Below are 25,814 nucleotides of genomic sequence, written 5' to 3' on the forward strand. Positions count from 1 at the left end.
CTATTCCGCGACGAGGGAAAGGTGGCTGGCGCGGCCATCGATCCATCGGCCGACCGTCTGCGAGATGTGGTCGAGCCCTTCGAGATGCATGTTGCTGCCGCTCTTCGACGGCGGCAGGCGGGAAGGCAGACGCTTCAGCGCCTCGGACATGATGGTGGGATCGGCCGATTGGTCCGGCAGCAGCATATCGACGAGGCCGAGCGCGCTTGCCCGCTGGGCGCGCAGCAGCTGTTCCTCGCGCGGCTTGACCCGCGGCACGATGAGGGCAGGCTTGTCGAAGGAGAGGATCTCGCAATAGGTATTATAGCCGCCCATGGCGACGACGCCGGTGGCGCCGTCGATCAGCTCTTCCATGTGGTTGTCGAACTCGATCACCTCGATATAGGGAATGGCCTCGCCCTTCTGCACCAGCTTGGCGCGTTCGGCGGCCGGCATATAGGGACCGAGCACGACGAGCGCTTTCTGCGTCAGCGTCGGATCGGCCTCATAGGCGTTCATCACGTCGTGGACGAGATCGGAGCCGTCGCCGCCGCCGCCTGTGGTGACGAGCAGGTAGTTATCCTTGCGGGCGTTGATCGAGGTCTTGCCCTTGGAGACGCTGCGCTGCAGGAAACCGACGAAATCCATCTTCCGGCGCAGGCTCGCCGGCACGTCGAGACCGACAAGCGGATCGTAGAAATCCGGCGGGCCATAGACCCAGACGCTGTCGTAATATTGGTCGATCTTCTGCATGATGCCGTTCCGCTTCCACTCGGCCTCGAGCAGATGCGGCGCGTCCATGATCTCGCGCAGGCCGAGCACCAGCACGGTGCCGCGGGCCTTGAGATAGGCAAGCGTATCCTCGACCTCGCCCTTCAGTCCCATCGGCTCCTTGTCGACGATGAAAATATCGGGCTGGAAGGTTTCGGCCGTGTGGCGGATGCTCGATTCGCGCATCTTCAGCGTCTCGTGCAGGTCGATATGGCTGGCAAGCGAGGTATATTCGCCGTTGCGCAGCTTGATGACGCTCGGGATCTTCACGAAATCGACGCGGGCGCGGTAGTCGAAGGCGCCGGCGATCGTCGCGCCCGAAATGATCAGGATGTTGAGGCCGCGATAATCCTCGACCAGCGCATGGGCAATGGCGCGACAGCGCCTGAGATGGCCGAGGCCGAAGGTGTCGTGACTGTACATGAGGATGCGCGCATCTTCGAGACGTCTGGCCATGGGTGTTCCCTCCGGGGTGAACAACATAGTTAGCACCCCCACCGTCCGGAGGCCACGTGGCGGGGGCGGTGCCATGAGGCGCCGCCGGGTTTTCTGCTATTTGTAGGGATCTGCCGCATCACGCAAGCCGTCTCCCAGAAAGTTGAACGCCAAAATGACAAGAACAACAGGAATGATCGGATAGAGCAGCCAAGGATAAAAGGCGATGACGCTGACGCTTTTTGCCTCGGTCAGCAGAATACCCCAGCTGGTGATCGGCGGGCGAAGGCCGAGGCCGAGGAAGGAGAGCGCGGTCTCGCCGAGGATCATGCCGGGGATCGAAATCGTCGCCGAGGCAATCAGATGCGACATGAAGCCCGGCACCAGATGCCGGCCGATGATGCGCGGCGTGCTGGCGCCCATCAGCTGGGCCGCCTGGACGTAATCCTCCTCGCGCAGCGCCAGGAGCTTGGAGCGCACGGCACGTGCTAGCCCGGTCCAGTCGATGATGCCGAGGATGACGGTGATGCCGAAATAGATGACGATCGGGCTCCAGGTCACCGGCATGATGGCGGCCAGCGCCATCCATAGCGGCAGGCTCGGCAGCGACTGCAGCACTTCAATCAGGCGCTGGACGACGAGATCGAACACGCCGCCCCAATAGCCGGCGAGACCGCCGATGACGATGCCGAGCACGAAGCTGATCGAAATGCCGATCAGGCCGATCGTCAGTGATATTCGCGCGCCGTAAAGGATGCGCGAGAGCACGTCGCGGCCGAGCCGGTCGGTACCGAGCAGGAACATCTGGCCGCCGATCGACGGGCAGACCAGATGATAGTTCGAAGCGACGAGGCCCCAGAATTTATAGGAATCGCCGCGGCAGAAGAAGCGGATCGGCTGCACGTCGTTCGGCCGGTCGGTATAGACGCGGTGCAGCGTGTCGAGATCGAGCGTCATGCTGCGGCCGTAGACGAAGGGACCGACGAACTCTCCCTTGTCGAAGAAGTGAACGCGCTGCGGCGGCGCATGGATGAAATCGACGTTGCGGGTGTGCAGGCCGTAGGGCGCAAGGAATTCGACGATCAGGATCATCAGGTAGACGGCGGCGAGAAAGATGCCTGAAGTCAAGGCCAGCCTGTGCTGCTTGAACTTCCACCACATCAGCTGCTTCTGCGATGCAAGATGGATGCGCGATTGCGCCGCCGTCATGGTCTCGGTCGCCAAGGGATCGAAAGGCGCGGTCGAGACGTAATGGGGAAGCGGCGCGCCGGGTGCGGGAAGGGGCGACATTATTTGGTGCTCCTGCCTTGCAGACGGATGCGGGGATCGAGGAAGCCGAGGGCGATGTCGGAGATCAAAACGCCGATGACGTTGAGGAAGGCCAAAAACATCAGGAAGGAGCCGGCGAGATACATGTCCTGGCTCTGCAGTGCCTTGATCAGCATCGGCCCCGTCGTCTCCAGCGACAGGACGATGGCGACGATTTCGGCGCCGGAGATGATCGACGGCAGGATCGAGCCGATATCGGCGACGAAGAAGTTGAGCGCCATGCGCAGCGGATATTTGAGCAGCGCCCGCATCGGATGCAGGCCCTTGGCGCGCGCCGTCGTCACATATTGCTTCTGCATCTCGTCGAGCAGGTTGGCGCGCAGCCGCCGGATCATGCCGGCCGTACCCGCCGTGCCGACGATGATCACGGGGATCCACAGGTGGGAGAGGATCGAGCGTGCCTTCTCCCAGCTCATCGGCGCCGAGATATATTGCTGGTCCATCAGATGGCCGATCGAAATGCCGAACCAGATATTGGCGAAATACATCAGGATCAGCGCCAGCATGAAGTTCGGGATGGCGATGCCGAGCAGGCCGAGGAAGGTCAGCCCGTAATCGCTCCAGCTATACTGGTGCGTGGCCGAATAGATGCCGATCGGAAAGGCGATCAGCCACGTGAGCAGGATGGTCGTGAAAGAGACCAGGATCGTCAGCCACAGGCGCTCGCCGACCACGTCGGAAACCGGCATCTGGTATTCGAAGGAATAGCCGAAATCGCCGTGCAGCATGCCGCCGACCCAGTAGAAATAGCGCACGATCTCCGGCTTGTCGAAGCCGTATTGCTGGCGCATCTCCTCGATTTCCTGGAGATTGGCGGTCTCGCCCGAGGCGCGCAGCTCGGCGATCTGGCTCTCGAAGAAATCGCCCGGCGGCAGCTCGATGATGGTGAAAACCAGCGCCGAAATGACGAAGAGCGTCGGCACCATGGCGGCGATGCGCCAGAGAATGTATCTGAGCACGCCTCAGGCCTCCTTGTACCAGAATGCATCCGGCATGTAGATGCCGAGATAGGAGGTGGGATCGAAGCCGTAGAGGGCCTTCTCCGGCAGGTTCTGCAGCTTGGCGGCGCGAAGGATCGGCTGCAGCGTGCTGTTGATCAGGCCGATCGAGAACACCTGCTGCGTATAGAGCGACAGCATCTTGTGCCAGATCACCTGGCGCTCTTCGAATTTCGCCGTCGAGCCCCATTGTTTGAGCAGGTCGACCAGTTCGGCCGCTTCAGGCAGGTCGGGGGCTGCACCCTCCTGGCCGGCGGAGAGGTAATGCATGCCCCAGAGCGGCCATTGCAGCTGATCGTCGAGGGTCGGCGCCAGTCCCGAGGGCGACATGTCGGCTGTGGGAACGCCATTGTCGAGGCCGTACCAGATCGACATCATGATTGAGCCGCTCATCGCGCGGTTGCGGAAGACGTCGCGCTGCGAGGTGCGGGTATAGAGCGCAAGGCCGATATTGGCCCAGTGATCGTGCACCAGCTCCAGCACGTCGGTATCGAGATTGCTCTCGCCGGCGGTTTCGACGGTGATCTCGGCGCGCCGCCCGTCCGGCAGCAGCCTGATGCCGTCATCGCCGCGCTTGGTCAGGCCGATCTCGTCGAGCAGGCGGTTGGCCTCGTCGGCATCGAACTTCACGTAGGCATCGGCATATTCCTGCTTGAACAGCGGGCTGTCGGGCAGGACGGTATCGGCGCTCGGCGTGCCGAGCCCGTAAAAGGCGACCATGTTGATCTCATGCCGGTCGATCGCCAGCGACAAGGCGCGGCGCAGGCGCACGTCGCGGAAAAGGCCGCGCCATACCTCGTCGGCGCAGTTGAGGTTCGGCAACAGCGTGATGCGCGAGCCGCGCGCCACCTTCCAGAGATTGACCTTCACCGGGAAGCGCTTCTCAGCTTCTTTCAGGAACGTATAGTCGTTGAAATCGATGCCGGTCGCCTGCAGGTCGGCTTCGCCGGCGCCCGCCTTGGCGGCGATGATCGACGAGGAGGAGACGTTGAGGATGAAGCGGTCGAGATAGGGAAGCTGCCGGCCGGTCTCGTCGACGCGGTGGAAGAACGGGTTGCGCTCGAAGACGAATTGCTCGGCCGGCAGCGCCGTCGTGTTGCGCCAGGGATCGAGCGTGGGCAGGTTGGGATTCTCAGGCCGGTAGGAGCGGGCCATCTTGATGTGCAGGTCCTGCCATTTCTTGACGCGGTTGGCCTGCATCATCTGTTCCATCTTCGCCTGGTCGGGCTGGAACTTCTTATGGAACTGCTTGAGATAATGCGCCGGCCCGACGATGACGAGCGGTATGGGGCCGGCGAGCGTCGGCAGGAACATCGGGTTGGGTTTGTCCCAGCTATAGCGCACCGTCAGCGGATCGAGCATCTCGAAGCGCGGCAGGCTGCCATGCGGGCGAAGCTCCAGCGCGCCGCCGCCCGGCGTCAGCTTGTCGTTGAGGATGACGTCTTCCCACCAGTAGCGGAAATCGTCGGCCGTGAATGGTTCTCCATCGGACCATTTATGGCCTTCGCGCAGCCTGAAGGTGAAGACCGTGTCGTCTTCCGAGCTGAAATCGGCGAGAATGTCAGGCTGGAACTGCAGGTGCTTGTCGTAGCCGATCAGGCGGGCATAGCCGTAGATCGTCATGAAGCGGATATCGCGCTGGCTGCCGATGATGGTGCGCACCGTGCCGCCGTAGCTGCCGGGTTCGAGCCCCATCTCCTTCAAGTTGACGATGCGCGGGCGGGCGGGAATGCGCTCGGCCATACCAGGCAGGCTGCCCGATGCCAGCCGCTCCTTGAGAAACTCAGGCTCGACGGCCTGCTCGGCCCGAAGCACGGTGGGCGCGATCGCCGCGCCGACGAGGCCGCCGAGAAAAGTGCGACGCGTCACCATCAGCGCAACTCCTTGGCATCGGCGCCTTTGCGGGCGCGCACCAGATGGCCGTCGCCGAGATCGGCATAGGCAAGCTCGGAGGCGTCGTCATGCTCGGCGGTAAAGGTCACGCCCCAGTTTTGCTTGTCGGCGGCGCCGTTTTCCCGGAGCGCCTTGAAATCGAGCGGCCGGTCGAGATCGGGGAAGGGGACGGCGGCGAGCAGCGATTTCGTATAGGGATGCACCGGATCGCGCAGGATGATCTCGCGCGGCGCGATCTCGACGATACGGCCCTTGCACATGACGGCGATGCGGTCGGCCATGTAATCGACGACGGCGAGATTGTGCGAAATGAACAGATAGGTAAGCCCCAGCTCCTTCTGCAGGTCCTTCAACAGGTTGAGGATCTGTGCCTGGACGGAGACGTCGAGCGCCGAGACCGGCTCGTCGAGGATGACGAGCTTCGGGCCGAGCGCCAGCGCGCGCGCAATGCCGATGCGCTGGCGCTGGCCGCCGGAAAAACTGTGCGGGTAACGGCTGAGGTAACGCTTGTCGAGGCCGATCGCCGCCATCAGCCCTTCGACCTTGCGCTTGCGCTCGTCACTGTCGCCGCGGTCATGAATTTCAAGCGGCTCACTGAGGATGTTGCGCACCGTCATGCGCGGCGAGAGCGAGGAGACCGGATCCTGAAACACCATCTGGATCTTGGTGCGCATATCCTGCAGTGCCTCGCCGCGCACCGACAGCACGTCGATCACGTCCTTGCCGTCGTTGAACACCACCGCGCCACTATCGGGTGTGACGGCGCGCATCAGGATCTTGCTGAGTGTCGTCTTGCCGCAGCCGGATTCGCCGACGAGGCCGAGACATTCGCCGCGGCGAATGTCGAAGCTGACATCGTCGACGGCGTGCACCACGGCGGCTTCGTGCTTGCCGAGCAGGCTGCGCTTGCGGGTCTTGTAGGTCTTCGAAAGATTGGCGACCGAAAGCAGTGTGCCCGGGGCTTCGGCCTGAAGCGGCTTCTTCTTGCCGACGAGAGTCTCGAGATTGACCGGCACGTCGCGCAACGCCTTCAGCCGCTCGCCGGGTTTCATGTCGAAATGCGGAACGGCGGCCATCAAAGCCTTGAGATAGGGATGCTGCGGATTGCGGAAGATCGCCTCGACCGGCCCCGCCTCCATGATCTCGCCGTGATAGATGACGACCACCTCGTCGGCCATATTGGCGACGATGCCGAGATCGTGGGTGATGAGCAGCATCGCCATGCCGAGCTTGGCCTGCAGCTCGCGCAGCAATTCGAGGATCTGCGCCTGGATCGTCACGTCGAGCGCCGTCGTCGGCTCGTCGGCGATCAACAGCGCCGGCTTGCAGATCAGCGCCATGGCGATCATGGCGCGCTGGCGCATGCCGCCGGACAGTTCGAACGGGTACATGTCGTAGGTGCGGTGCGGATTGGCAAAACCGACGAGGCCGAGCATCTCCTCGGTCTTCTCACGCGCTTCCTGCTTGTCGATCTCGGTGTGGATCAAAAGCACTTCGCTGATCTGGTTGCCGACCGTGTGCAGCGGCGACAGCGAGGTCATCGGCTCCTGGAAGATCGTCGCCATGCGCCGGCCGCGCAGGTCGCGCATCTCCTCGCTGTCGCGCGAAAGCGACAGGATATCGGTCGTGCTGCCGTCGAGCGGATCGGTGAAAAGGATGCGGCCGGAGGCCTTGGCCGGGTTGGGCAGGATGCCCATCACCGACTGGCTGATCACCGATTTGCCGGAGCCGGATTCGCCGACGAGAGCGGTGACCTTGCCCGGAAGAATGCGAAGATTGGCGTCCTTTACGACACGCAGCCGGTCGCCGAAAACCGAGAAGGAGACGTCGAGATTTTCAATACGCAACAAATCGGCTGCAGACGCCATACCAATGAAATTCCCCAGTCTTCTATGTTCCCGTTAAGGCACACTATCGTACCGCAAACGGGGTGTCTAGCAGATGACAATCAAGGGAAAACCGTAGCATCCCGCCGAAGTTCCCCAGGCGAGACGCGCAGATTCATAGCAGGCGTTCGAGTTTTTACTGGATGAACTTCTCCATGGTTGTGCGCTCGACGTGTTTCTTCGCGTCCCGGTGCAGGAGAATGACCTGTTCGGCTTCGGAAAGCCCGTTCTGCACTGCCTCGCGGAAGCCCTCCTCGACGTTGATCTCGGGGGCCGGTGCGCGCGGCTGCAGCACCGTCACCTTCTGGCGGATGCCGCGCAGTTTCTCTTCGCCGAGCGTCGTCCATTCGCCGCCGCAGTAGCCGGCGAAGGCCTGGCTGGCGACGACCTCGCGGCCGTATTTCTTGGTGAGGACCTGCAGCCGCTGCACCTCGTTGACCGCCGAGCCGAAGGCGGAGAAGGTCAGCCGGTCTTTCAGGCCGACATTGCCGAACATGACGTTGCCGACATGCAGGCCGATGCCGTAGCCGACTTTGCTCAGGCCTTTCGCCTCGCGGTCCCTGTTGAGTTCGGCGACGCGCGCCTGCGCCTGATGGACGGCGGAAAGGGCTGCCTCGCAGGCGATTTTCGACGGGTCCTTGTGGCGGCCGCAGGGATAGACCGCCAGGAAGCCGTCGCCGAGGAAACTCAGAATCTCGCCGCCATTGCGGTTGAAGGGGGCGGCGATCGCGTCGAAGAACTGGTTCAGCGTGTCGATATAGGCCTGGCGGCCCTCTTTTTCGGCATACATGGTGGATTCGCGCATGTCGCCCATGACGAGCGCCGCACGGATCGTCTCGCCGTCGCCGCGGCGAATCTGGCCGTTCAGCACCCGCTTGCCGGCGTCGCCGCCGAGATAGGTGGTCAGCATATTGTTGGCGAGTTTACCGAGCACCGCCATCTTGGCGGCGACCGCCAGATGGTTCTGCATCCTGATCAGCGCATCGATCATGTCGTCGGAAAAGCCGTTATGGTGGTCGGTCGACCAGGAGCCCATCATGCCCTGCACCGAACCGTCGCCGAAGGGCTGCACGAAGGCGAGGTAATCGGTGATGGCGTCCTTGCGCAGGTCCTCGAAGATCGGGAATTCGGCCGGCCCTTCCTGCATCAGCCGGCGGCGAATGTGCTGCAGGTTGTTGTCGAGCAGATAATAATAGGGGCTCTGCAGAAAACGGTCCGGCTTCTGCCCGGCCGGCATGCGGAAGCCCTCGATGGTGACGCCGCTGGCGCGCCGCCAGGTGAAGCTCAGCGCGTCGTAGAGCGGATGCAGCATCGAAAAGGTCAGATGCACGCGCGCGATCGGCAGGCCGGCGGCCGCGATCCTTTCGCAGAAGCCGCGCACGATGTTTTCAAGCTCGTCTCCGGCCAGCGAAGAGTTCGTCAGCCATTCAGCGACCCGGTCCAACAGGATGGAGGAGACGCTGGATTCGATCGTGCTCATTCTCGGTATGATCCTCATAAGGCACGCCATCCCAGAGAAAAAAATCCCTCGGCCGGCACATTTTCATGCGCAGGTCACAAGGAAATCAGGATGTACGAGCGGTATTATTTGTCAACGATCTGCCGAGAGCCCGGCAGCGGCACCCCTCTGCTCCCCATATTGGAGGACCGGACGGGCAGTCCTTTCACGGCGGTTCATTATTAAAAGTGAAAATAGGGATGCTGCATATGCGAAACAATGGGACCGGGATTTTTTTGTGCCCTCAAGTTGCAGCAAAGGACGGCGGCGGGGCATTTTGGCCACACCCGGCTAAGGGGTTATGTCGGCGAGACCCGCCCCATCCGCCTGCCGGCACCTTCTCCCCGCGCGCGGGGCGAAGGGGCAAGCCGCGACCTCTCGGTCTCTCACTAACGTCTCGCAGGGCACGTCCCCTCTCCCCGTTTTTACGGGGAGAGGGCTAGGGTGAGGGGCAGCCTTCGGCGCGAATCGGGAGGCGGCCCGGGTTTAATTCACCGCGATCATGCATTAGATCAGCTTCCTCTTCCCCGTTTGAAAGATCCCGCCTTGGCCACCTCCACCTTCGACACGCTTTTGCAGAAGATCGAAACCCGCGCGGCGCGTGCCGGCGTCATCGGGCTCGGTTATGTCGGCCTGCCGCTGGCAATGGCGGTGGGGCGCAGCGGTTTTGCGGTCACCGGCTTCGACATCGATCCTTCCAAGATGGTGGCACTCGATGCCCGCCGCTCCTATATCGATGCCGTCAGCGACGCAGCGCTTGCCGCCGAGATCGAGGCGGGGCGCTTCCAGGCGACAACCGATTTCGCCGGGCTTGCCGCCTGCGACGTGATCATCATCTGCGTGCCGACGCCGCTCACCAAACATCGCGATCCCGACCTTTCCTTCGTCGAGGCAACGTCGCGTTCGATCGCCGAGCACCTGCGCCCCGGCCAGCTCGTGGTGCTGGAATCGACCACCTATCCCGGCACCACCGACGATATCGTCAAGGTCATTCTCGAAGACACAGGGCTGAAGTCCGGTTCGGATTTCTTCGTCGGCTTCTCGCCGGAGCGCGAGGATCCCGGCAACCAGCATTACCATACCGCCACCATCCCGAAGGTCGTCGCCGGCGACGGGCCCGAGGCGCTGTCCTTGATGAAGGCCTTCTATGGCGCGGCGGTGTCGACCGTCGTTCCGGTCTCCTCGAATGCGACGGCCGAGGCGGTGAAGCTCACCGAAAACATTTTCCGCTCGGTCAACATCGCCCTCGTCAACGAGCTGAAGACCGTCTATGCGGCAATGGGCATCGACGTCTGGGAGGTGATCGATGCGGCCAAGACCAAGCCCTTCGGCTACATGCCCTTCTATCCCGGCCCCGGCCTCGGCGGCCACTGCATCCCCATCGACCCCTTCTATCTCACCTGGAAATCGCGCGAATACGAGCTGCCGACCCGCTTCATCGAGCTTGCCGGCGAGATCAATTCGGCGATGCCGCGTTATGTCGTCGGCAAGCTCGCCGAAGCGCTCGACATCCGCGCCGGCAAGGCGCTGAGCCGCAGCAGGGTGCTGGTGCTCGGCCTCGCCTACAAGAAGAACGTCGCCGATATAAGAGAGAGCCCATCGCTGCGGCTGATCGAGATCATCGAGGAACGCGGCGGACGGGCCGACTATCACGATCCCTTCGTCGCCGAAATCCCGCCGACGCGCGAATACCAGGCGCTGAAGGGCCGCAAATCGGTGGCGCTGACGCCCGAGGTGATTGCCGGCTACGATGCGGTGCTGGTCGCGACCGACCATGACAGCGTCGAATACGCGGCGCTGGCAAAAAGCGCTGCGCTGATCATCGACACCCGCAACGTTTTCAACCGGCTCGGCCTTTCGGCCGATCACGTCATCAAGGCGTGACGGCAACGCCGGAAAGCGATTTTCCGGTCATCCGGCTGGCAGCCACCGCATAACCGCCTGACGCGCCGTCGATGAAATGCATGTGGTCGCGCGAAATCGGCGTCGGCACGAAGCAGGTCATCAGCGCCGAGGCCTGCCGATGCAGGCCGTAGCGGGCGACGCCCTTGGCGCGTGCCGCTTCCAGCAGCGTCTCGATGCGTTTCAGATGTTCGGCGTCGACATCGACCGTCATCTTCAGCCCGTCGTCGAACTTGCGGAAATCGGAATTGCCGGCGACGTCGCGCTTGTAGCGGCGCGCATCGAAGCGGCCGAGCGGAATGCCGAGCCGATAGCAGACCACCGTGATGGCGAGCTGCAGGAAGATGATGAGCTTCTGGCGCAAGCGCCGGCCGGCGGGTGCCGTGGCCTTGGCCTCGCGGTTGATGCCGTGCAGCGAGAAGGCAAGCTCCGGGCCATCGGCGGGCACCGGATGGCTGCCGCGGTTCTGCTCGCCGGTGATGGCGACGATGCCGTTGACGAGGTCGCGGAATTCCTCGCCCGGCCGGCCTTCGCCGGGAACCGCGATGATCGAGACGATCTCGCCGTTTTGCGCATCGATCGGGCTCCAGCGGCAGGAGAGGCCGGTGAGATCGGGACGTGTTCCGGCCGCCGCGCGCGCGACGGCGTAATGGCCGAGCTTCATCTGCCGTTCCGCCCAGCTGGTGCCGCCGCCCCAGAACATCGCATAGGTGACGTGCGGGCTTGCCGAGTATCGCGCGACGCGGACGTCGAGGCCCTCGGCACGGGTGTCCGCGACCGGAACGATGGCGACGCGCAGCATCAGGCCGAGATCCTCCTCGACCCAGACCTGCACGGCGGCAAGCGCCTCGCGCGCCGCCTTTTCAAGCGAGCCGGGAAGCGCAATCAGTGCGCCGTCGCCGCCGAAGACGAAGGGATAATCGCCCTTGCCGACGGCATTCAGGACAGCCGAAATGACGCTGGCGCCCGCCATGTTGACGTCCTTGTACCGGCCGCCGGCAATCGCCTGTGTCGAGCCGACGATATCGGCGAGCGCCAGCACCCACCCGTCCGGCAGCGGCCGGTAATTGGCGGCATCGGTCACGCCCTCGAAGGCGCTGAACAGCGGCACGGCGGCAAAGAATTCTTCGTCGGTTACGGTTTTCATGTCATCCAGCTTAGCACAGACCCATGTTGCCACTGCAACGCCATTTCCCATTTACGGCAATCGACTTGGCAAGGTTTCATGTGTTAGCACGCGCTGACGATTTTTCATCACGGATATGGATTAGATGAGCCGCCTCGACAGCTTCATTCGCCGGTTGACGGCGCAGCGCGATATTTTGAACGCGATCATCGATCTGGTCGGCGAAATCGAAGGCCCGGTGCTGGAATTCGGCCTCGGCAACGGCCGCACCTATGATCACCTGCGCGAAAATTTCCCCGGCCGGCGCATCGTCGCCTTTGACTGGGAGGTCCGCTCCTATTCGGCCTCGACGCCAGAGGCACAAGACATGGTGACCGGCAATATCCGCGAGTCCGGCCAGGCCTTCCTCGGCATCGGCGCGGCGCTCGCCCATGCCGATATCGGCACCGGCCATGACGAGATCGACGCGGTAACGCTGACCTGGCTGCCGCAGCTGATGGCCGGCGTGCTCGCCCCCAACGGCATCGCCGTCAGCGGCCTGCCATTGGAGCATGCCGAGCTGGTGGCGCTGCCGCTGCCGGAGGGGATCAAGGAAGGGCGGTATTTCCTCTATCGCAGGACTTAAGTCGCCGTTGCGGCGACTGTGACGAACCGAAGTTTCAACAAAAGCGAGGCGTCGCCACGATCCTCTTCTCCCCCGCGGGGAGAAGGTGCCGGCAGGCGGATGAGGGGGCTACGCGCACCACATCATATGAGCGAATTCCCCGGCAAGTCGCAAAGCAAGTCCGTCTCGCGGTCATCGAAGTTAAAAGCGTCTCCGCCCAAGCGTCGCTTTTGAATGCTGACGCGATGAAGCTGCCTCATTGCAATTTATACGTTTGAATTGTAGCTGTTTTTCGTCGGGCTGTTAGGTCCGAGCCGGTAGGTGAGGGATCACCAAACTCGCAGCTAGCAGAGATGGGTCATTAAAGTGGGGTTTACAGACGCTGCCGGCACGGTTCTGGTGCAGAAATATGCGACTTTCTCCGGCAGGGCCTCCCGCGCGGAATATTGGTGGTATGTTTTATTTTATGTTCTCGTGCTGCTTGCCATAGGCATCTTGTGCAATGTAGTCGCCAGCTTTTCCGACTTCCGGGACGGAGTTCCCCCACCACTCGCCCTCCTCTTCTTCCTCTGCGGATTGGTTTTGCTCGCGATGTTCTTGCCGGCGATCGCAGTTCAAGTTCGCCGCTTCCATGATCGCAACATTTCCGGCTGGTGGTATCTCGCCTTATTGATCGGCAACTTCGTTCCGTACATCGGCCTCATTGCAGTTATTGCGATCCTGGTGATCAACGTGCTTCCGGGCACCGAAGGTCCGAACAAGTTCGGGCCCGATCCGCTGCGGCCTGAAGCGCGCGCAGAGGTCTTTGCCTAAGAGCATGGGCATCCGCAACTTTGGGCCTGCTGGCGGCTCCGTTCCTGCGGTTAGTTTTTCGCATCAGCTGGCGCCTGTTTGAAGCAGCCGACTTATTGCAATTTCTGCGTTTGAATTGTAGCTGTTTTATCCGAAAAACGACTATTAAGCAGGCCGTGGATAAGACTGTGGGCGCCTCGCTTGCAGCAAACTGAAATGGGGGCATTTCAAATGGGGTTTACTGAAGCCGTTCGGACTGTTCTGAAGCAGAAATATGCAACCTTTTCCGGTCGGGCACCCCGCTCGGAATATTGGTGGTTCATGCTATTTTGCGTGCTGGCGCTGTTCCCGCTTGCAATAGTGGCCTTTGTGCTCGCCTACGCCACCAGTGGTGGCGGAGTGCCGTCACCGGTTAGCTATACCGTGGTCATCTGGATGTTGTTCGGGCTCGCAATCCTTTTGCCAGGGATATCCCTGCAGGTTCGCCGTTTCCATGACCGCAATATTTCCGGTTGGTGGTATCTTGCGCTGTTTGCCTTGAGCTATATTCCTTATGTCGCTTTCGTCACATTCCCGGTGACGATTGTTATTTCCATGCTTCCGGGCACCGAAGGTCCGAACAAGTTCGGTCCCGATCCTCTGCGCCCCGAAGCGCGATCAGAGGTCTTTGCCTAAAGCATGACCATCCGCAACGCCGGCCTGCTGGTGGCCTTGTTCCTGGCCGCCTCGGCTCCCTTTCCGCCTGCGCAAGCGCAGGGCAGTCAGCAGGCCGCGGGCGGTGATCTTCAAAAGAGCGCCGCCGGAGCCGAATATGCCTCGCAGTGCCAGCAGAACGGCCTGCGCTGTACGCTGATCTATGGCGACGCCTCCGCGAAAGACGCACCGGCATCGAATACGACGACATCGTCACCGCAACGCAAGCCGTTGATGATCCCGCGGGAACCGGCCGTCAGCGGTCCTCTGGCGGTTGCCGTCGTGCTTGTCGGTCTCATCGTGGTCATCGGATTGTTGATACGCTTCGGCAATGGCGGTGTCTTGCTCTCATCGGCTCCCCGCGACATGAAGCGGCAAGGCGAAGCGCCGGAAAGCTGGCGCACATCAGCCGCGGAGGCTGAGGAAAAGCCGAGCGATTTCCTGCAGCGCATTGCGGCCATGGCGGATCGAAGACAGGCGCTTGTCCTGCTGCTCAGGCATTGCCTGCTGCACGCGGCGGATATCACCGGAACACGGCTTTTCCGCGCCGATACGGAACGCGCCGTTTTCGCCCGGCTGCCGAAAAACATGCCCGAGCGCGAGCGGCTTGCAAATTTCCTGACGGCGGTGGAACTCGTGCATTACGGCGGCCGCAGCGTTGCGGAAAACCATTTCGGCGTCCTTCTCACGACGGCGCGCGACCTGCTTGCAATGGGCAGGTTGGCCCATGCGTAAGTCGGCCCCCGTTTTAATCCTGGTTCTGGTGCTTGCGCTGGTAGCGCTGGCACTCTTCTGGCTGCCGCGGGGCAATGATTTCGACCGCTCGCCGCTCGGCAACAAGGGATTGGAATTGTGGCTGCAGGCCAAGGGAATCCCTGTCGTCCGATCCGACCCGCATGTCGCCCGAGCGAGTTCGGAAATCTCGCTGCGCATCGTTCCGCTGTCGATACGCAAAGGTGAGGCTGTCGCACCGCAGGCCGGCGAAGAAACGGATGACGCGGGCCCGGCAAACCCGGCTGAGGAGGCAAGCCGATACGCCCTGCCGACGCTGATCGTTTTGCCGAAATGGCGCGGCAGCGTGTCAATGGATGGTGTCGCCAGCAAATCGAAACTGGTTGATCTCATCGATATCAGTGATGAACTCGAGAAGATCGGGTACTCGGATTTTGGCTTCGCCCGCAGCAAGACGGATTTTGAAGAGGCGCAAACCCAGCTGAAATCGGGTCAGCCAATCAAGATCGACCTCTATCAAGCACAGACCTTCGAGCGGTCGAGTCTCCCGAGCGGCTGCAAGGAGATTGCAGGCACGCCGTTGGGTGCGCTGCTCCTGCGCTGCGCGCAGAAGCCCAATGTGTATCTTCTGTCGGATCCCGACCTGTTGAACAATCATGGACTGGCCCTGGCCGATAACGCCTCCTTCGCCGTGTCGCTCGTCACCCTGTTGCGCGGAGCAGCGGAAAAACGGCCGGTCTATCTGGATACGGCCGGCCAGCCTCTGGACAGCGAGAAACCGGTTGACGAGGGCAAGTCCTATGAGCGCTCTGCCTCCGATCTCAAGCGGTTTTTCGCCTACCCGCTGTCGGTCATCTGGGGAACGCTGATCGTCGTCGCAGCGATCTGCTTCTGGCGGGGCGCCTATCGCTTCGGGCCGCCTTTGCGCGAGGCATCCGCAAACATCGAGCTGTCGAAGACCGCCGCCATCGACGCCACGGCGCGGCTCTTGCGCCTGTCGGGCAATGACGGGCGGATGGCCGGCCAGTTCGTGCTGCATCTGCTGGCCGACAAGGCGCAGTTGCTCTTCGGCTCCGGAGCCGGCAATCAGGCCGGTATAGCGCGGCTGTTTCAACGCCTGGCGCGACAGGATAAGGCAGCCGCGCAGGCGCTGCACGCCGCAGCCGAGGCGCTGATCGAACGCGGCCATGTGATGACGCGGGCGGACCTGCACCGCAATCTCGATACATTCAGAAAATCGCTGGGGAGCTTTGACCTTGGATCTAGGTGAATTTCGCAATCTTATCGCCACGGTTCGCGGCGAAATCGGCAAAGTGGTGCAGGGGCAGGATGCGATCATCGACCTCGTCCTGATCTCGATCTTTGCCGGTGGGCACTGCCTCGTCGAAGGTCCTCCCGGCACGGCCAAAACTCTGCTGGCCCGCTCGGTTTCCGCCGCCATGGCGCTGGATTATCGCCGCATCCAGTTCACGCCCGATCTGATGCCCGGCGATGTGCTCGGCGTCAATCTCTTCAACTTCCAGACCAATCAGTTCCATCTGACCAAGGGTCCGGTCTTTACCGATATCCTTCTGGCCGATGAGATCAACCGCGCCCCGCCGAAGACGCAATCGGCGCTTCTCCAGGCGATGAACGAGCGGATGGTGACGCTCGACGGAACCGATTACTCGCTGGGCTCGAATTTCTTCGTGCTCGCGACGCAGAACCCGATCGAACAGCAGGGCACCTATCCTCTGCCGGAAGCCCAGCTCGATCGCTTTCTGTTCAAGCTCGTCGTCGATTTTCCCGACCGCGATACGGAAATTGCCATCCTCTCCAAACACGCCAAGCAGGCGCTGCAAGCGGATATGCGCAATGCCGGCATCCGCCCGCTCGTCACCAGCGCCGCGCTGGCCGAGGGGCGCGCGCTGATCGATGCGATCCATCTGGACGGCACGATCCTGACCTATGTCGTCGACCTGGTGCGCGCCACGCGCTCAGATGCCGATATTCTCTACGGCGCATCGACGCGCGCCGCCGACGCCCTGGCCGCCGCCGTGCGCGTGCGTGCGGCCTTCGAGGGCCGGGACTACGGCTTGCCGGATGATGTCCAGGCATTGCTGGTGCCGGCGCTTCGCCATCGCATCATTCTCTCGCCTTCGGCCGAAATCGACGGCCGCACACCGGACGAGGTGCTGCGCAACATCATGAACCGCGTGGATGCGCCCCGTTAAATGCGGCCATCCCGGTATCTGATCGCGCTTGTTCTGATTTTGGCGGCGGTGACGGTTTTCGTCAGCGTGTGGTGGCACGATATGGGCTACCTCCTCATCGGCCTGTGGGTCGTGGTCGCGGCATTGACGGCAGGCGATCTGGTCATGTCGGCTCTGTCCGGCCGGATGACGGTGGAATTCGATCTGCCGCCGCAAGGCTTTGTCGGCCACACCGCCGCGTTTACGTTCGCCATCCGGCCGCAGAAGGGCGCGGTGCCTCGGAATATCGAGAGCCGGCTCGATTGCGCGCCCGAGCTTGCCATCGGCGAAAGCAGATTGGGCGCGGGAGAAGAACAGACCAGTGCCGCCTTCGATCTTCATCTGACGCGGCGGGGACGATACGCGGTCCATGAGCTGTGGTTGAAATGGCCGTCGCGGCTGAAGCTGCTCGATATGGTCGCGCGCATGCCGGTGGGAAAAGAGATCGCCGTGCTGCCCGACATATCGCCGGTGCTGTCGGGAGCGGTCAAGACCCAGATCCTGCCGCTGGAAGCCGGCCAGAAGGATCTGCGGCTGCGCGGCGAAGGATCGGAATTCCATCAGCTGCGTGAATTTGCCAGCGGCATGGATCCGCGCAGCATCGATTGGAAGCGGTCCGCCCGGATGCGCAATCTGGTCGTGCGCGAGATGCGGGCCGAACGAAACCACCAGATCATCCTGTGTGTCGATTCCGGGCGGCTGATGGCCGAACAGCTCGGTGGCTTCACCAAGCTCGATCGTGCCATCAACGCGGCGCTGGCCATGTGCTGGGCCGCGGGACTTGCCGGCGATCTCGTGGGTTTTTACAGCTTCGACAGCCGCCCCCGCCTATTCGTGCCGGCTCTGCCCGGAAGAGCGGCCTTTCCGCGGCTGCAGACAATGTGCGCCGAGCTCAGTTACGAAACCCAGGAGAGCAACCATACGCTGGGACTGACGCATCTGTCCGGGCGTTTGATGCGACGGTCGCTGATCGTGATATTCTCCGATTTCGTCGACAGCATCACGGCGGAACTGATGATCGAGAACATCCAGGTGCTCGCCCGGCATCATTTCGTCGTCTACGTCGCCCTGCGCGATCCGATGCTGGCAAAGCTGACGGAACCCGAAGAGGTGACGCTGGACGCCGTCGCCCGCTCCGTGGCAGCGCGCCAGATCCTGCAGGAGAGGCGCACCGTGATGGAAAAACTGGCGCGTCTCGGCGTGCTCTGCCTCGACAGCACGCCGGAGGCACTGACTTCGGATCTCATTGCGCGTTACATCGAAATCAAATCCCGTGAGATGATATGATGGATATCGGTATCGGCGACAGCAGAGATACGGGCGGGGCGGTCCAGACCGATATGCTTCGCTCGGCGCGCTTCCGGGTGGAGCGTGAAGCGCACTGGCGTCAGCTTGATGATCTCGTGACGCGGGCCGAAAAGGGTGGCGCGGCAGCGCTCGGCTATGACGAGGTCCGCAATCTCGCCGGCGGCTACAGGCAGGCGATGAACTCGCTGAGCGTGGCGCGCGACATTTCCCTCGACCGCGCGCTGATCGCCTATCTCGAAAGCCTCTGCGCCCGGGCCTATCTGGTCGTCTATGCGCCGCAGGAAAGCCTCGGCGGCCTGCTCACCCGGCTGCTGGTGCAGGGCATCCCGCAGGCGGTGCGCCGATCGGCGCTGCCTCTGTTCATCGGTTTCCTGGCCCTCGTTCTGGGCGCGCTTGCCGGCTACAAGCTCTGCAACAGCGACCCGAGCTGGTTCTATGCCTTTGTGCCGCCGGACCTCGCCGACCAGCGCACCCCGGACGCATCGGCCGAATATCTCCGCTCGACGATCTATGGCAATGAGGGGCATGACAGCGACAGGCTGGCCGCCTTTTCCGCCTTTCTCTTTTCCCACAACACCACCATCGCCGTGCTGATTTTCACGCTCGGCATTTTCGTGTCGCTGCCGAGCTTCATCCTGACCTTTTACAACGGCCTGATCCTGGGCGCCTTCTACGCGATGTTCGCCCGCAAGGGATTGGGTTACGAGGTGTTCGGCTGGCTTTCGATCCACGGCGTGACCGAGCTTGCGGCCATCGCCATTGCCTGTGCCGGCGGCGCAAGGCTTGGCCTTGCCGTTCTTCTGCCGGGTGAACGCACGCGCAGGGAGGCGTTGCGCCACCAGGGGCATGATGCCGTCAAGCTCGCGATCCTGGCGGCGCTGATGTTGATCGTGGCGGCCTTCATCGAAGGCTTCCTGCGCCAGCTGATACAGGATCCGATCTGGCGCCTCGCCGTCGGCTGGGGCATGGGCCTCTTCTGGGTGGGCTGGCTGCTGTTGAGCGGCCGCGACAGCAAAGTTTCGCGTGAGCCTGTGCGATGAACCAGTCAGTCCAGCACGGCAAGCGCGTCGAACGGTTCATCCCGCCTGAAGGTGTTCCGATCACTTTCGCGATCGGCTCCATCGGCAGCCGCCTCGGCGCGCAAATCCTCGACGTCATCTTCACCAATATCCTCATCTTCATCTGCGCCTTCCTGATCGCCTTCACGGGAATCCTGCCTTCGAACGTCGAGGCGATGCTGATCGTCCTGCTGGGCTTCCTGGTGCGGACGCCCTATTACATTCTCTCCGAGCTCATCTGGAACGGGCGTACGCCCGGAAAAAAGATAACCGGCATCCGCGTCATCAACGCCAATGGACGGCGGCTGACGCCGCACCAGGTGACCGCGCGCAACCTGATGAAGGAGGTGGAGATCTTCGGGCCGATGAGCCTTCTGGCATCGGTCGCCACGCAGTCGGGCTGGGAAATCGCTTTGACGAGCGCCTGGCTTCTGGTGGTGGTGATCGTGCCGCTCGCCAACCGGCGCCGGCAACGGCTTGGCGACATCATCGCCGGCACGCTGGTGATCGACAATCCGCGCTCCGTGCTTTTGTCCGACCTCGCACTGTCCGCACCCGCCGCCGCCGCGCAGCCGGAGTTCGAATTCCTGCCCGAGCATCTCGATGTCTACGGCAAATATGAGCTGCAGACGCTGGAAGACGTGCTTCGCGACACGACAAAGAACGCCCAGAGCCAAGAGATCGTCCAGATCGTGCGCACCATCACCCGAAGGATCCGCTATCCCGACACCGTCAAGCCCGGCCAGGAACTGCTCTTCCTCAACGAATTCTACCGCGCCCAGCGCGAGCATCTGGAGAGCTTGAAGCTATTCGGGACGCTGCGGGAGAATAAGTATCACGAGCATACGCGGACAGAGGCGAAGAGGCTTGTGTGAGACGGCGAATGCGCAGGCAGGCCCGAGCGTGTGGCATCGTCACCTCTCGACCACGCGGGCACATGCCGTACCCAGCCACAAGGTGATGCGGAAGGTCATTCTTGAGAAAGCCAAGTGGTGGCAATGATGGGGGCCGCACGGCACAGCGCCAACGACGATCCCAATGGCCTTTTCAGGAGCGGCACGCGGCGGGACGGCTGCGTCGGTCGGAAGTCGGACCTATCGCAATAGATGCGCTGCCAAAAAATCGGCTGCGTTCCGGTGTGCTGCCTCAGCGATTGGGCTTGCCGATCTCAGGAAAAAATCGTGCGCCCCGCCTTCATAAACATTAAATGCAACGGACCCTCCAAGCTGTTGTATCGTCCGTTGCAGCTCCCGGCCGGTCGACAAGGGAAATGTACGATCAGCACTTCCCCAGATCAGCAGTAAGGGCGGCAATGAACGGACAGGTTGCGAATAGCCGTTCGGGAAGGCGCCATCGACCAACACCACAGCGTCAATATCGGCGCGTCCAACCGTAGCGGCCGCAGCGATTTGCGCGCCGAGGGAGATTCCGAGGACGCCAACCTTACCGCCGTGACGCGGCTGCCCCTCAAGATAGGCGGCCACGCCCTGAACGGCCGATATCCACTCCGGCAATCGCTGCGCATAGAAGACGATCCGCGCACGCGCATCGGTCGCTGTGGCAATGGCGTCAATGTCGGCCGGCGACAGGACGTGAACGAGATAGACATTCAATCCAGCAGCGCGGAACGTCTTGCTGATCTCATCATAAGCGATCGCTCCAAAGCCCTTGCTGCCGCTCAAGATCAAAACAGCCGGACATGTTGCCTTCGCGCAGTTCCCGAAGCTCTCGATCAGAATCCGGCCGCCCGGCGTCGATACGGTGAATTGCTGCCGGGATGCATGAGCATTGCCAAACATAAACGCGAGAAAAACGAGGATGCATGAAAACAAGCGCATTTGTTTCTCAAACTCTGCCAAAGTACAAAAACTAGGAGTCTTACGAGCGCCAAGGACCGCTTGGGGCTTATGGCCTCCAAGCCGCCTCTACGGCAGAAACAACACATTATACTGATCGAATTCCCCCGGCAGATCCCGCACCTTCATCTCCTCCTCGCGATCCTCGAAGAGGACGAGGCAATCCTCATAATAGCCGGCGAGCATGGAGACGAAGGCTCTCGTGCCCTCGGCTCCGTAGAACAGCGGCGTGAACTCCATGTGGAGCGGCACGCGGCGGGTAAGCAGGGGCTGCATCGAGCGGCAGGCGATCGGCTCGTAGCCTTCGATATCCATCCAGACGAGGCCGATTGCTCCAGGATCGATCGAGAGGTCGCTAAGGATCTCGGAGACCGGCTTCACCGGCACGCTGATCTTTCTGTCGGTCGGGTTCTGGCGGAGGGCGCTGCTCTTGCCGTGATTGTTGCGGTTGAGGAAGAAGTCGATCTCGCCGTCGTGCTCGCCGGCGGCGCAGTTGACGAGGCGGACCTTTTCCGTGAGCCGGTTCTGGCGGATGTTGAGTTCAAGCAGCGGGAAATTGCGCGGGTCGGGCTCGATGCTGACAATATTGGCATAGGTGCCGCTCAAGGCGAAATAGACGGTCTGGGTGCCGATATTGCCGCCGATCTCGAGCAGCGTCGTGTCTTTTCTGAGCAGGCCGCGCTCGCGCAGGATGGCGATCAGCCGGTCGACCGCCTCGCGCTCGAAATGGCCCTTCCGGAAGACCTTGCGGCCGATATAATCCGAAGGTGAGAAAGTCATCAGATGGTCGCCGGCATCGACGGTCATCGAGACGACGCGCGGGCCGATATTTTCGATCAGCAGGCGGCGGCCGAAGCGGGTGTCGAAGAAGCGCGAGGCCGCGGCATTGCGCGCCTTGCGCAGCCGGCGGCTCCAATATTTGGCGGTCAGCCAGGGTGTGCCGGGCATCAGTCTTTTCCTTCGAGCGGTTCTGCCGCTTTCTCTCTCGGAATGACATAGACTTTCAAGGGTAGCGCCCGGCCGCGCACGCTGATGTCGCGGCTTTCGATGCCGGAAAGATCGGCGCCGGAAAGGCTTGCCACCGGCTCGGAGATGACGATCGCCGCTTCGAACTCCTTGGCCGCACTTTCCAGCCGGCTCGCGACATTCACAGTATCGCCGATCGCCGTCATGCTGCGGACCCGGCCGTAGCCCATCGTGCCGACCACGGCCGGGCCGGTGTGGATGCCGATCGCGATGCGCAGCGGCAGCGCCAGTTCCTCGGCGAGTTCGGCGGCCAGTTTCTCGATCTCGGCGACGATCGCCGCGGCCGCCTTCAGCGCCTGGCGGCAGGCTTCTTCAGGGGCGGTGTTGAGGCCGAAGAGCGCCATGGCGCCGTCGCCGATGAACTTGTCGAGTCGCCCGCCCGCCTGCTCCACCGCCTTGCCGATGATGGCGAAATAGCGGTTCAGCAGGAAGACGACGTCGAAGGGCAGGCGCGTCTCCGTCAGCGTGGTGAAATGGCGGATATCGACGAAGAGCACGGCGATCTCGCGTTCGCGCCCCGGGCTGGTCTCCTGGCTGTTGACGGGAAGGGCTGCTTCGAGCGCCGGCACCAGCAACGGCGCCACCGCGACATCGCGGTTCGGGCGAAGCTGGCAGGCAAGCCGCACATCCGGGCCGGCATTGATGCGCCTCAGCGTCGTCTGTTCCATCTTGTCGGGAACCGGCAGGCTTTCGTAATCGCCGAGGATCTGCACCCGGCAGGTGGAGCACTGGCCCTTGCCGCCGCAGACGGCATAATGCGGCAGCCCGCCGAGCCGGCTTGCCTCCAGCACCGAGAAGCCACGCGGCACACGGATCACCTCGCCGCCCGGATAATGCACGGCCACCTGATCGAGGCGCTCCTTCAGCTTGCGCCGGGCCCGGGCGGCGACGACGATCAGCAGCGAGGCCGAGAAGGCGCCGTAGAGCCCGGCGCGGATCGCCGAGACCTGACGGTGAACCTCCGGGTTCGAGCCGTAACGGGCATTGACCGTCGCCTTATAGGGGCTGTTGGCGATTGCCTGCTGATAGGACGGGTCGGCGAGTGTGCGGCCCATTTCGACGAAGCCGAGCAGCGAGAGCACCGGCACGAGGATCGCCAGCGCCAGCAGCAGCGGCGCCAGGCCCGGGTACCAGGGGCGGTAGCGCAGCCAGAAATGCAGGCCGATGCAGCCGTGGATCCAGACGGCGACGAGGCCGAATGCCTGCCGCAAGCCGTTCGCCGGCGCCCTGATCCACAGCGAGCCGACGACCGTCTCGTAGTCATCGATATAGCCGTAGAGTTCATGGGCAATGCGGGTGCCGATGACATGATCGATGAGAAGCAGCGGGATCAGCAGGCCGAGGACGATCTGCGCCATTTCGCCCTTTGGCATGACCAGGCTGCGTCGCATATAGATGGCGCGCAGCACCAGCGCCATGTGGGTGAGAACCGACGAATAGAAGATGACGGTCCCGAGAGGATTGCGCCAGATCGCCATGAACAGCCGGGCGGCTTTATCGGCCGCGGAGACTGAAATCAGGCCGATCGCATGGTTCGACAAATGCATCAGGACGAAGACGAAAATGACGAGGCCGGAACCAAGCCTCGCCCTTCTGATCGTGCGCTCCGAAAAAATCCCTGTGGCCGAGACCGTCGTCATTCATTCCCGTTCTTGTCGATGCAACCGCAGGCTCATAGAAATTGAGAAAGAGGCGGAATTGCTTCCATCGCGATCACATTCCATATGCTTATGCGCAAGTTTTAGGGAAATGGACAATAGCGGAGTTTCGCCCGCGGCCATGCCGGTTGGAAACACTGTGTCTTCATATGAGGGTTATGCATGCGGGTGGCTTTCTACGCGCCGATGAAATCGCCGAACCATCCGGTGCCGTCGGGCGACCGGCTGATGGCGCGGCTGTTGATCCGGGCGCTGGAGCTTGCCGGCCATGAGGTCGAGGTCGTCTCGGAATTCCGCACCTATGCCGCGACCCCGGAAGCGGCAGCCGCGCTCGAACCGGCGATCGGTGCCGAGCTGCGGCGGCTGCGGGAAAAATGGGCATCAGTGCCGCGGCCCCATCTGTGGTTCTGCTACCATCCCTATTACAAATCGCCCGACCCGTTCGGGCCGGTGATCTCCGCCGAATTCGCCATTCCCTATGTCACCGCCGAAGCCTCCTATGCGGCCAAACGCGACAGCACCGGCTGGGCGGCTCAGCAGAGGCGCGTGGGGCAGGCGATCCTGCAGGCGGCGGTCAATATCAGCTTCACCGGGCGCGATGAGGCCGGGCTTGCGGCGGCCTTTCCGCAGGCGCGGCTTGCTCGTCTGAAGCCCTTCATCGACACGGCGCTGTTCGAGACGGTGTCACTGGTGCCCGATCCGCTGCGTCTGATGGTGGTGGCGATGATGCGGGCCGGCGACAAGATGGAAAGTTATGCCATGCTTGCAAAAGCGCTGCGGCTGATCGAAGACCGGCCCTGGACGCTTGCCGTCATCGGCGATGGCCCGATGCGCCGGGAGGTGCAGGCGCTGTTTTCCGCCTTTCCCGCCGGCCGCATCAAATGGCTGGGCGAGCTAAATGGGGCTGAGATCGCCGGCCTGCTCGGGCGCGGCGGCCTTTATGTCTGGCCGGGCTGCGGCGAGGCCTACGGCCTTGCCTATCTCGAAGCCCAGGCTGCCGGCCTGCCCGTCGTCGCGCAGGAGACGGCGGGGGTGCCTGCGGTGGTCGAGCCCGGGGTGACCGGCCTGCTGACGCGGGATGGCGATGTCGCCGCCTATGCCGCGGCCGTGGCTGCCCTGCTGGACGAGGGGGAGAGGCGCGACGCGATGGGGCAGGCGGCGCGCCGCTTCGTGCTCAGGGAGCGCTCGCTGGCAAGCGCCGCCGGGATTTTGGACGGAATTTTGCGAGCCAATGCGGCAACAGGAGTGATGGAATGACCAACATGACGAGCTGGGAGCCGCTACGCCGCGAACTCGACCGCTGGCAGGCCGCCGGCCGTGTGGCCCGCTTGTGGCTGCGCGACGACGATGCGATCGAGCCGACGCCTGATCTGGAGAGGCTGCTGGCGTTAACCGGCGAAAACAAGGTGCCACTGACGCTTGCCGTCATTCCCGGCCTGACGGGCGAGGCACTGGCGGCGCGGCTGGCGGCAGAGGCGGGCGTTACGGTTGCCGTGCATGGCTGGTCGCATAGCAATCATGCGGGGCCGGAGCGGAAGAAGCAGGAGCTTGGCAGTGAACGGCCGGCGGAGATCGTGCTCGGCGAGCTGAGCGACGGGTTCCGGCTGCTGCAGCGGCTCTATCCGGCCCGCTTCCTGCCGGTGCTGGTGCCGCCATGGAACCGGATCGACGCCGCCCTCATCCCGGCGCTGCCGGACCTCGGTTTTACAGCGCTTTCGGTCTATGGGCGAGCAAGCCAGGGCGGGCCGATACCGCTTCTCAACACCCATGTCGACATTATCGACTGGCACGGCACCCGCGGTGGACGGAGCGAGGCGGAACTGGTGGCCGAGTTGGTGGCGGAATTGCGCGACCGCTTTGCCGGCAGCGACGAGCCGATCGGCGTGCTCGCCCACCATCTGGTGCATGACGCCGCCGCCTGGGGTTTCCTGTCGGCCCTGTTTGCCGCAACGGGACGGCATCCCGCCGTCCACTGGTCGGCGGCATCGGCACTTCTCAAGCCGTGAGGTTTGCCGGTCCGGTGACCGATCAGTTAGCCG

22 protein-coding genes are annotated in these 25,814 nt (G+C 62.7%); 12 read left to right on the forward strand and 10 right to left on the reverse strand.

Annotated features, from left to right (window positions below; genetic code table 11):
* From QMO80_RS26320 to QMO80_RS26345, 6 genes are all read right to left on the reverse strand, one after another.
* The gene (locus tag QMO80_RS26320; RefSeq protein WP_283200839.1) at window positions 1-1,206 is read right to left on the reverse strand and encodes a glycosyltransferase family protein; all 1,206 of its coding nucleotides are present in this window, start codon (window positions 1,204-1,206) and stop codon (window positions 1-3) included.
* Between the two features lie 96 nt (window positions 1,207-1,302).
* Window positions 1,303-2,475 (reverse strand): ABC transporter permease, encoded by a 1,173-nt coding sequence (locus tag QMO80_RS26325; RefSeq protein WP_283200840.1) that lies wholly within the window; start codon window positions 2,473-2,475, stop codon window positions 1,303-1,305.
* Window positions 2,475-3,473 carry an ABC transporter permease gene (locus QMO80_RS26330; protein WP_003595069.1) on the reverse strand — a complete coding sequence of 333 codons (999 nt, stop codon included), beginning with the start codon at window positions 3,471-3,473 and terminating at the stop codon, window positions 2,475-2,477. The genes QMO80_RS26325 and QMO80_RS26330 overlap by 1 nt, the downstream gene beginning before the upstream one ends.
* A 3-nt stretch (window positions 3,474-3,476) precedes the next feature.
* Window positions 3,477-5,384 carry an ABC transporter substrate-binding protein gene (locus tag QMO80_RS26335; RefSeq protein ID WP_283200841.1) on the reverse strand — a complete coding sequence of 636 codons (1,908 nt, stop codon included), beginning with the start codon at window positions 5,382-5,384 and terminating at the stop codon, window positions 3,477-3,479.
* Complete coding sequence (locus tag QMO80_RS26340; RefSeq protein WP_283200842.1) at window positions 5,384-7,273, reverse strand: ABC transporter ATP-binding protein; 1,890 nt, start codon at window positions 7,271-7,273, stop codon at window positions 5,384-5,386. Before QMO80_RS26340 ends, QMO80_RS26335 begins: the two co-directional genes overlap by 1 nt.
* A 154-nt stretch (window positions 7,274-7,427) precedes the next feature.
* On the reverse strand, window positions 7,428-8,771 hold the full coding sequence (locus QMO80_RS26345) for an adenylate/guanylate cyclase domain-containing protein (RefSeq protein WP_283200843.1): 1,344 nt from the start codon (window positions 8,769-8,771) through the stop codon (window positions 7,428-7,430).
* Between the two features lie 564 nt (window positions 8,772-9,335).
* On the opposite strand from QMO80_RS26345, the gene QMO80_RS26350 reads away from it, so the two are divergent.
* Window positions 9,336-10,673, forward strand: a complete 1,338-nt coding sequence (locus QMO80_RS26350) for a nucleotide sugar dehydrogenase (protein ID WP_283200844.1) — start codon at window positions 9,336-9,338, stop codon at window positions 10,671-10,673.
* On the opposite strand, the gene QMO80_RS26355 is transcribed toward QMO80_RS26350, so the two are convergent.
* Window positions 10,663-11,838 carry a DUF3095 domain-containing protein gene (locus QMO80_RS26355; protein WP_283200845.1) on the reverse strand — a complete coding sequence of 392 codons (1,176 nt, stop codon included), beginning with the start codon at window positions 11,836-11,838 and terminating at the stop codon, window positions 10,663-10,665. The two genes, QMO80_RS26350 and QMO80_RS26355, sit on opposite strands and share 11 nt — an antisense overlap.
* Before the next feature lie 124 nt (window positions 11,839-11,962).
* Here QMO80_RS26355 and QMO80_RS26360 point away from each other — a divergent pair, with 124 nt between their 5' ends.
* From QMO80_RS26360 to QMO80_RS26400, 9 genes are all read left to right on the forward strand, one after another.
* Entirely contained in the window at window positions 11,963-12,442 is a 480-nt protein-coding gene (locus QMO80_RS26360) for a class I SAM-dependent methyltransferase (protein ID WP_283200846.1), read from the forward strand.
* 345 nt (window positions 12,443-12,787) lie between these two features.
* Window positions 12,788-13,234 (forward strand): DUF805 domain-containing protein, encoded by a 447-nt coding sequence (locus QMO80_RS26365; RefSeq protein ID WP_283200847.1) that lies wholly within the window; start codon window positions 12,788-12,790, stop codon window positions 13,232-13,234.
* A 210-nt stretch (window positions 13,235-13,444) separates the two neighbouring features.
* Window positions 13,445-13,888 carry a DUF805 domain-containing protein gene (locus tag QMO80_RS26370; protein WP_283201229.1) on the forward strand — a complete coding sequence of 148 codons (444 nt, stop codon included), beginning with the start codon at window positions 13,445-13,447 and terminating at the stop codon, window positions 13,886-13,888.
* Between the two features lie 3 nt (window positions 13,889-13,891).
* Window positions 13,892-14,641: a hypothetical protein gene (locus QMO80_RS26375; RefSeq protein ID WP_283200848.1), complete on the forward strand. Its 750-nt coding sequence runs from the start codon at window positions 13,892-13,894 to the stop codon at window positions 14,639-14,641.
* Window positions 14,634-15,908: a hypothetical protein gene (locus tag QMO80_RS26380; RefSeq protein WP_283200849.1), complete on the forward strand. Its 1,275-nt coding sequence runs from the start codon at window positions 14,634-14,636 to the stop codon at window positions 15,906-15,908. Before QMO80_RS26375 ends, QMO80_RS26380 begins: the two co-directional genes overlap by 8 nt.
* Window positions 15,895-16,851, forward strand: coding sequence for a MoxR family ATPase (locus tag QMO80_RS26385; protein WP_283200850.1), 957 nt, complete (start codon window positions 15,895-15,897; stop codon window positions 16,849-16,851). The genes QMO80_RS26380 and QMO80_RS26385 overlap by 14 nt, the downstream gene beginning before the upstream one ends.
* The gene (locus QMO80_RS26390; protein WP_283200851.1) at window positions 16,852-18,156 is read left to right on the forward strand and encodes a DUF58 domain-containing protein; all 1,305 of its coding nucleotides are present in this window, start codon (window positions 16,852-16,854) and stop codon (window positions 18,154-18,156) included.
* The gene (locus tag QMO80_RS26395) at window positions 18,156-19,217 is read left to right on the forward strand and encodes a stage II sporulation protein M (RefSeq protein WP_283201230.1); all 1,062 of its coding nucleotides are present in this window, start codon (window positions 18,156-18,158) and stop codon (window positions 19,215-19,217) included. Before QMO80_RS26390 ends, QMO80_RS26395 begins: the two co-directional genes overlap by 1 nt.
* Window positions 19,214-20,110 carry an RDD family protein gene (locus tag QMO80_RS26400; RefSeq protein ID WP_283200852.1) on the forward strand — a complete coding sequence of 299 codons (897 nt, stop codon included), beginning with the start codon at window positions 19,214-19,216 and terminating at the stop codon, window positions 20,108-20,110. Before QMO80_RS26395 ends, QMO80_RS26400 begins: the two co-directional genes overlap by 4 nt.
* A gap of 219 nt (window positions 20,111-20,329) precedes the next feature.
* Here QMO80_RS26400 and QMO80_RS26405 read toward each other — a convergent pair whose 3' ends face one another.
* The 3 genes from QMO80_RS26405 to QMO80_RS26415 form a co-directional block, all read right to left on the reverse strand.
* Window positions 20,330-21,073 carry a dienelactone hydrolase family protein gene (locus tag QMO80_RS26405; protein WP_283200853.1) on the reverse strand — a complete coding sequence of 248 codons (744 nt, stop codon included), beginning with the start codon at window positions 21,071-21,073 and terminating at the stop codon, window positions 20,330-20,332.
* A gap of 87 nt (window positions 21,074-21,160) precedes the next feature.
* Window positions 21,161-22,039: an FkbM family methyltransferase gene (locus tag QMO80_RS26410; RefSeq protein ID WP_283200854.1), complete on the reverse strand. Its 879-nt coding sequence runs from the start codon at window positions 22,037-22,039 to the stop codon at window positions 21,161-21,163.
* Window positions 22,039-23,757: an adenylate/guanylate cyclase domain-containing protein gene (locus QMO80_RS26415; protein ID WP_283200855.1), complete on the reverse strand. Its 1,719-nt coding sequence runs from the start codon at window positions 23,755-23,757 to the stop codon at window positions 22,039-22,041. Before QMO80_RS26415 ends, QMO80_RS26410 begins: the two co-directional genes overlap by 1 nt.
* A 180-nt stretch (window positions 23,758-23,937) precedes the next feature.
* Between QMO80_RS26415 and QMO80_RS26420 the strand changes: the two genes are divergently transcribed.
* Together QMO80_RS26420 and QMO80_RS26425 are read left to right on the forward strand one after the other, a co-directional pair.
* Entirely contained in the window at window positions 23,938-25,032 is a 1,095-nt protein-coding gene (locus QMO80_RS26420) for a glycosyltransferase family 4 protein (protein WP_283200856.1), read from the forward strand.
* Window positions 25,029-25,781, forward strand: a complete 753-nt coding sequence (locus QMO80_RS26425) for a polysaccharide deacetylase family protein (RefSeq protein ID WP_283200857.1) — start codon at window positions 25,029-25,031, stop codon at window positions 25,779-25,781. Before QMO80_RS26420 ends, QMO80_RS26425 begins: the two co-directional genes overlap by 4 nt.
* Window positions 25,782-25,814 lie beyond the last annotated feature (33 nt).

Source organism: Rhizobium sp. BT03 (genome assembly GCF_030053155.1).
In the GTDB taxonomy this organism is placed as follows: domain Bacteria; phylum Pseudomonadota; class Alphaproteobacteria; order Rhizobiales; family Rhizobiaceae; genus Rhizobium.

Bases quoted from the DNA above. Each gene is read 5' to 3' on its own strand.
- QMO80_RS26320 (WP_283200839.1), bottom strand. From the start codon at position 1,206: ATGGCCAGACGTCTCGAAGATGCGCGCATCCTCATGTACAGTCACGAC.
- QMO80_RS26325 (WP_283200840.1), bottom strand. From the start codon at position 2,475: ATGTCGCCCCTTCCCGCACCCGGCGCGCCGCTTCCCCATTACGTCTCG.
- QMO80_RS26335 (WP_283200841.1), bottom strand. From the start codon at position 5,384: ATGGTGACGCGTCGCACTTTTCTCGGCGGCCTCGTCGGCGCGGCGATC.
- QMO80_RS26340 (WP_283200842.1), bottom strand. From the start codon at position 7,273: ATGGCGTCTGCAGCCGATTTGTTGCGTATTGAAAATCTCGACGTCTCC.
- QMO80_RS26345 (WP_283200843.1), bottom strand. From the start codon at position 8,771: ATGAGCACGATCGAATCCAGCGTCTCCTCCATCCTGTTGGACCGGGTC.
- QMO80_RS26355 (WP_283200845.1), bottom strand. From the start codon at position 11,838: ATGAAAACCGTAACCGACGAAGAATTCTTTGCCGCCGTGCCGCTGTTC.
- QMO80_RS26360 (WP_283200846.1), top strand. From the start codon at position 11,963: ATGAGCCGCCTCGACAGCTTCATTCGCCGGTTGACGGCGCAGCGCGAT.
- QMO80_RS26370 (WP_283201229.1), top strand. From the start codon at position 13,445: ATGGGGTTTACTGAAGCCGTTCGGACTGTTCTGAAGCAGAAATATGCA.
- QMO80_RS26375 (WP_283200848.1), top strand. From the start codon at position 13,892: ATGACCATCCGCAACGCCGGCCTGCTGGTGGCCTTGTTCCTGGCCGCC.
- QMO80_RS26380 (WP_283200849.1), top strand. From the start codon at position 14,634: ATGCGTAAGTCGGCCCCCGTTTTAATCCTGGTTCTGGTGCTTGCGCTG.
- QMO80_RS26390 (WP_283200851.1), top strand. From the start codon at position 16,852: ATGCGGCCATCCCGGTATCTGATCGCGCTTGTTCTGATTTTGGCGGCG.
- QMO80_RS26395 (WP_283201230.1), top strand. From the start codon at position 18,156: ATGGATATCGGTATCGGCGACAGCAGAGATACGGGCGGGGCGGTCCAG.
- QMO80_RS26400 (WP_283200852.1), top strand. From the start codon at position 19,214: ATGAACCAGTCAGTCCAGCACGGCAAGCGCGTCGAACGGTTCATCCCG.
- QMO80_RS26405 (WP_283200853.1), bottom strand. From the start codon at position 21,073: ATGCGCTTGTTTTCATGCATCCTCGTTTTTCTCGCGTTTATGTTTGGC.
- QMO80_RS26410 (WP_283200854.1), bottom strand. From the start codon at position 22,039: ATGCCCGGCACACCCTGGCTGACCGCCAAATATTGGAGCCGCCGGCTG.
- QMO80_RS26415 (WP_283200855.1), bottom strand. From the start codon at position 23,757: ATGACGACGGTCTCGGCCACAGGGATTTTTTCGGAGCGCACGATCAGA.
- QMO80_RS26420 (WP_283200856.1), top strand. From the start codon at position 23,938: ATGCGGGTGGCTTTCTACGCGCCGATGAAATCGCCGAACCATCCGGTG.
- QMO80_RS26425 (WP_283200857.1), top strand. From the start codon at position 25,029: ATGACCAACATGACGAGCTGGGAGCCGCTACGCCGCGAACTCGACCGC.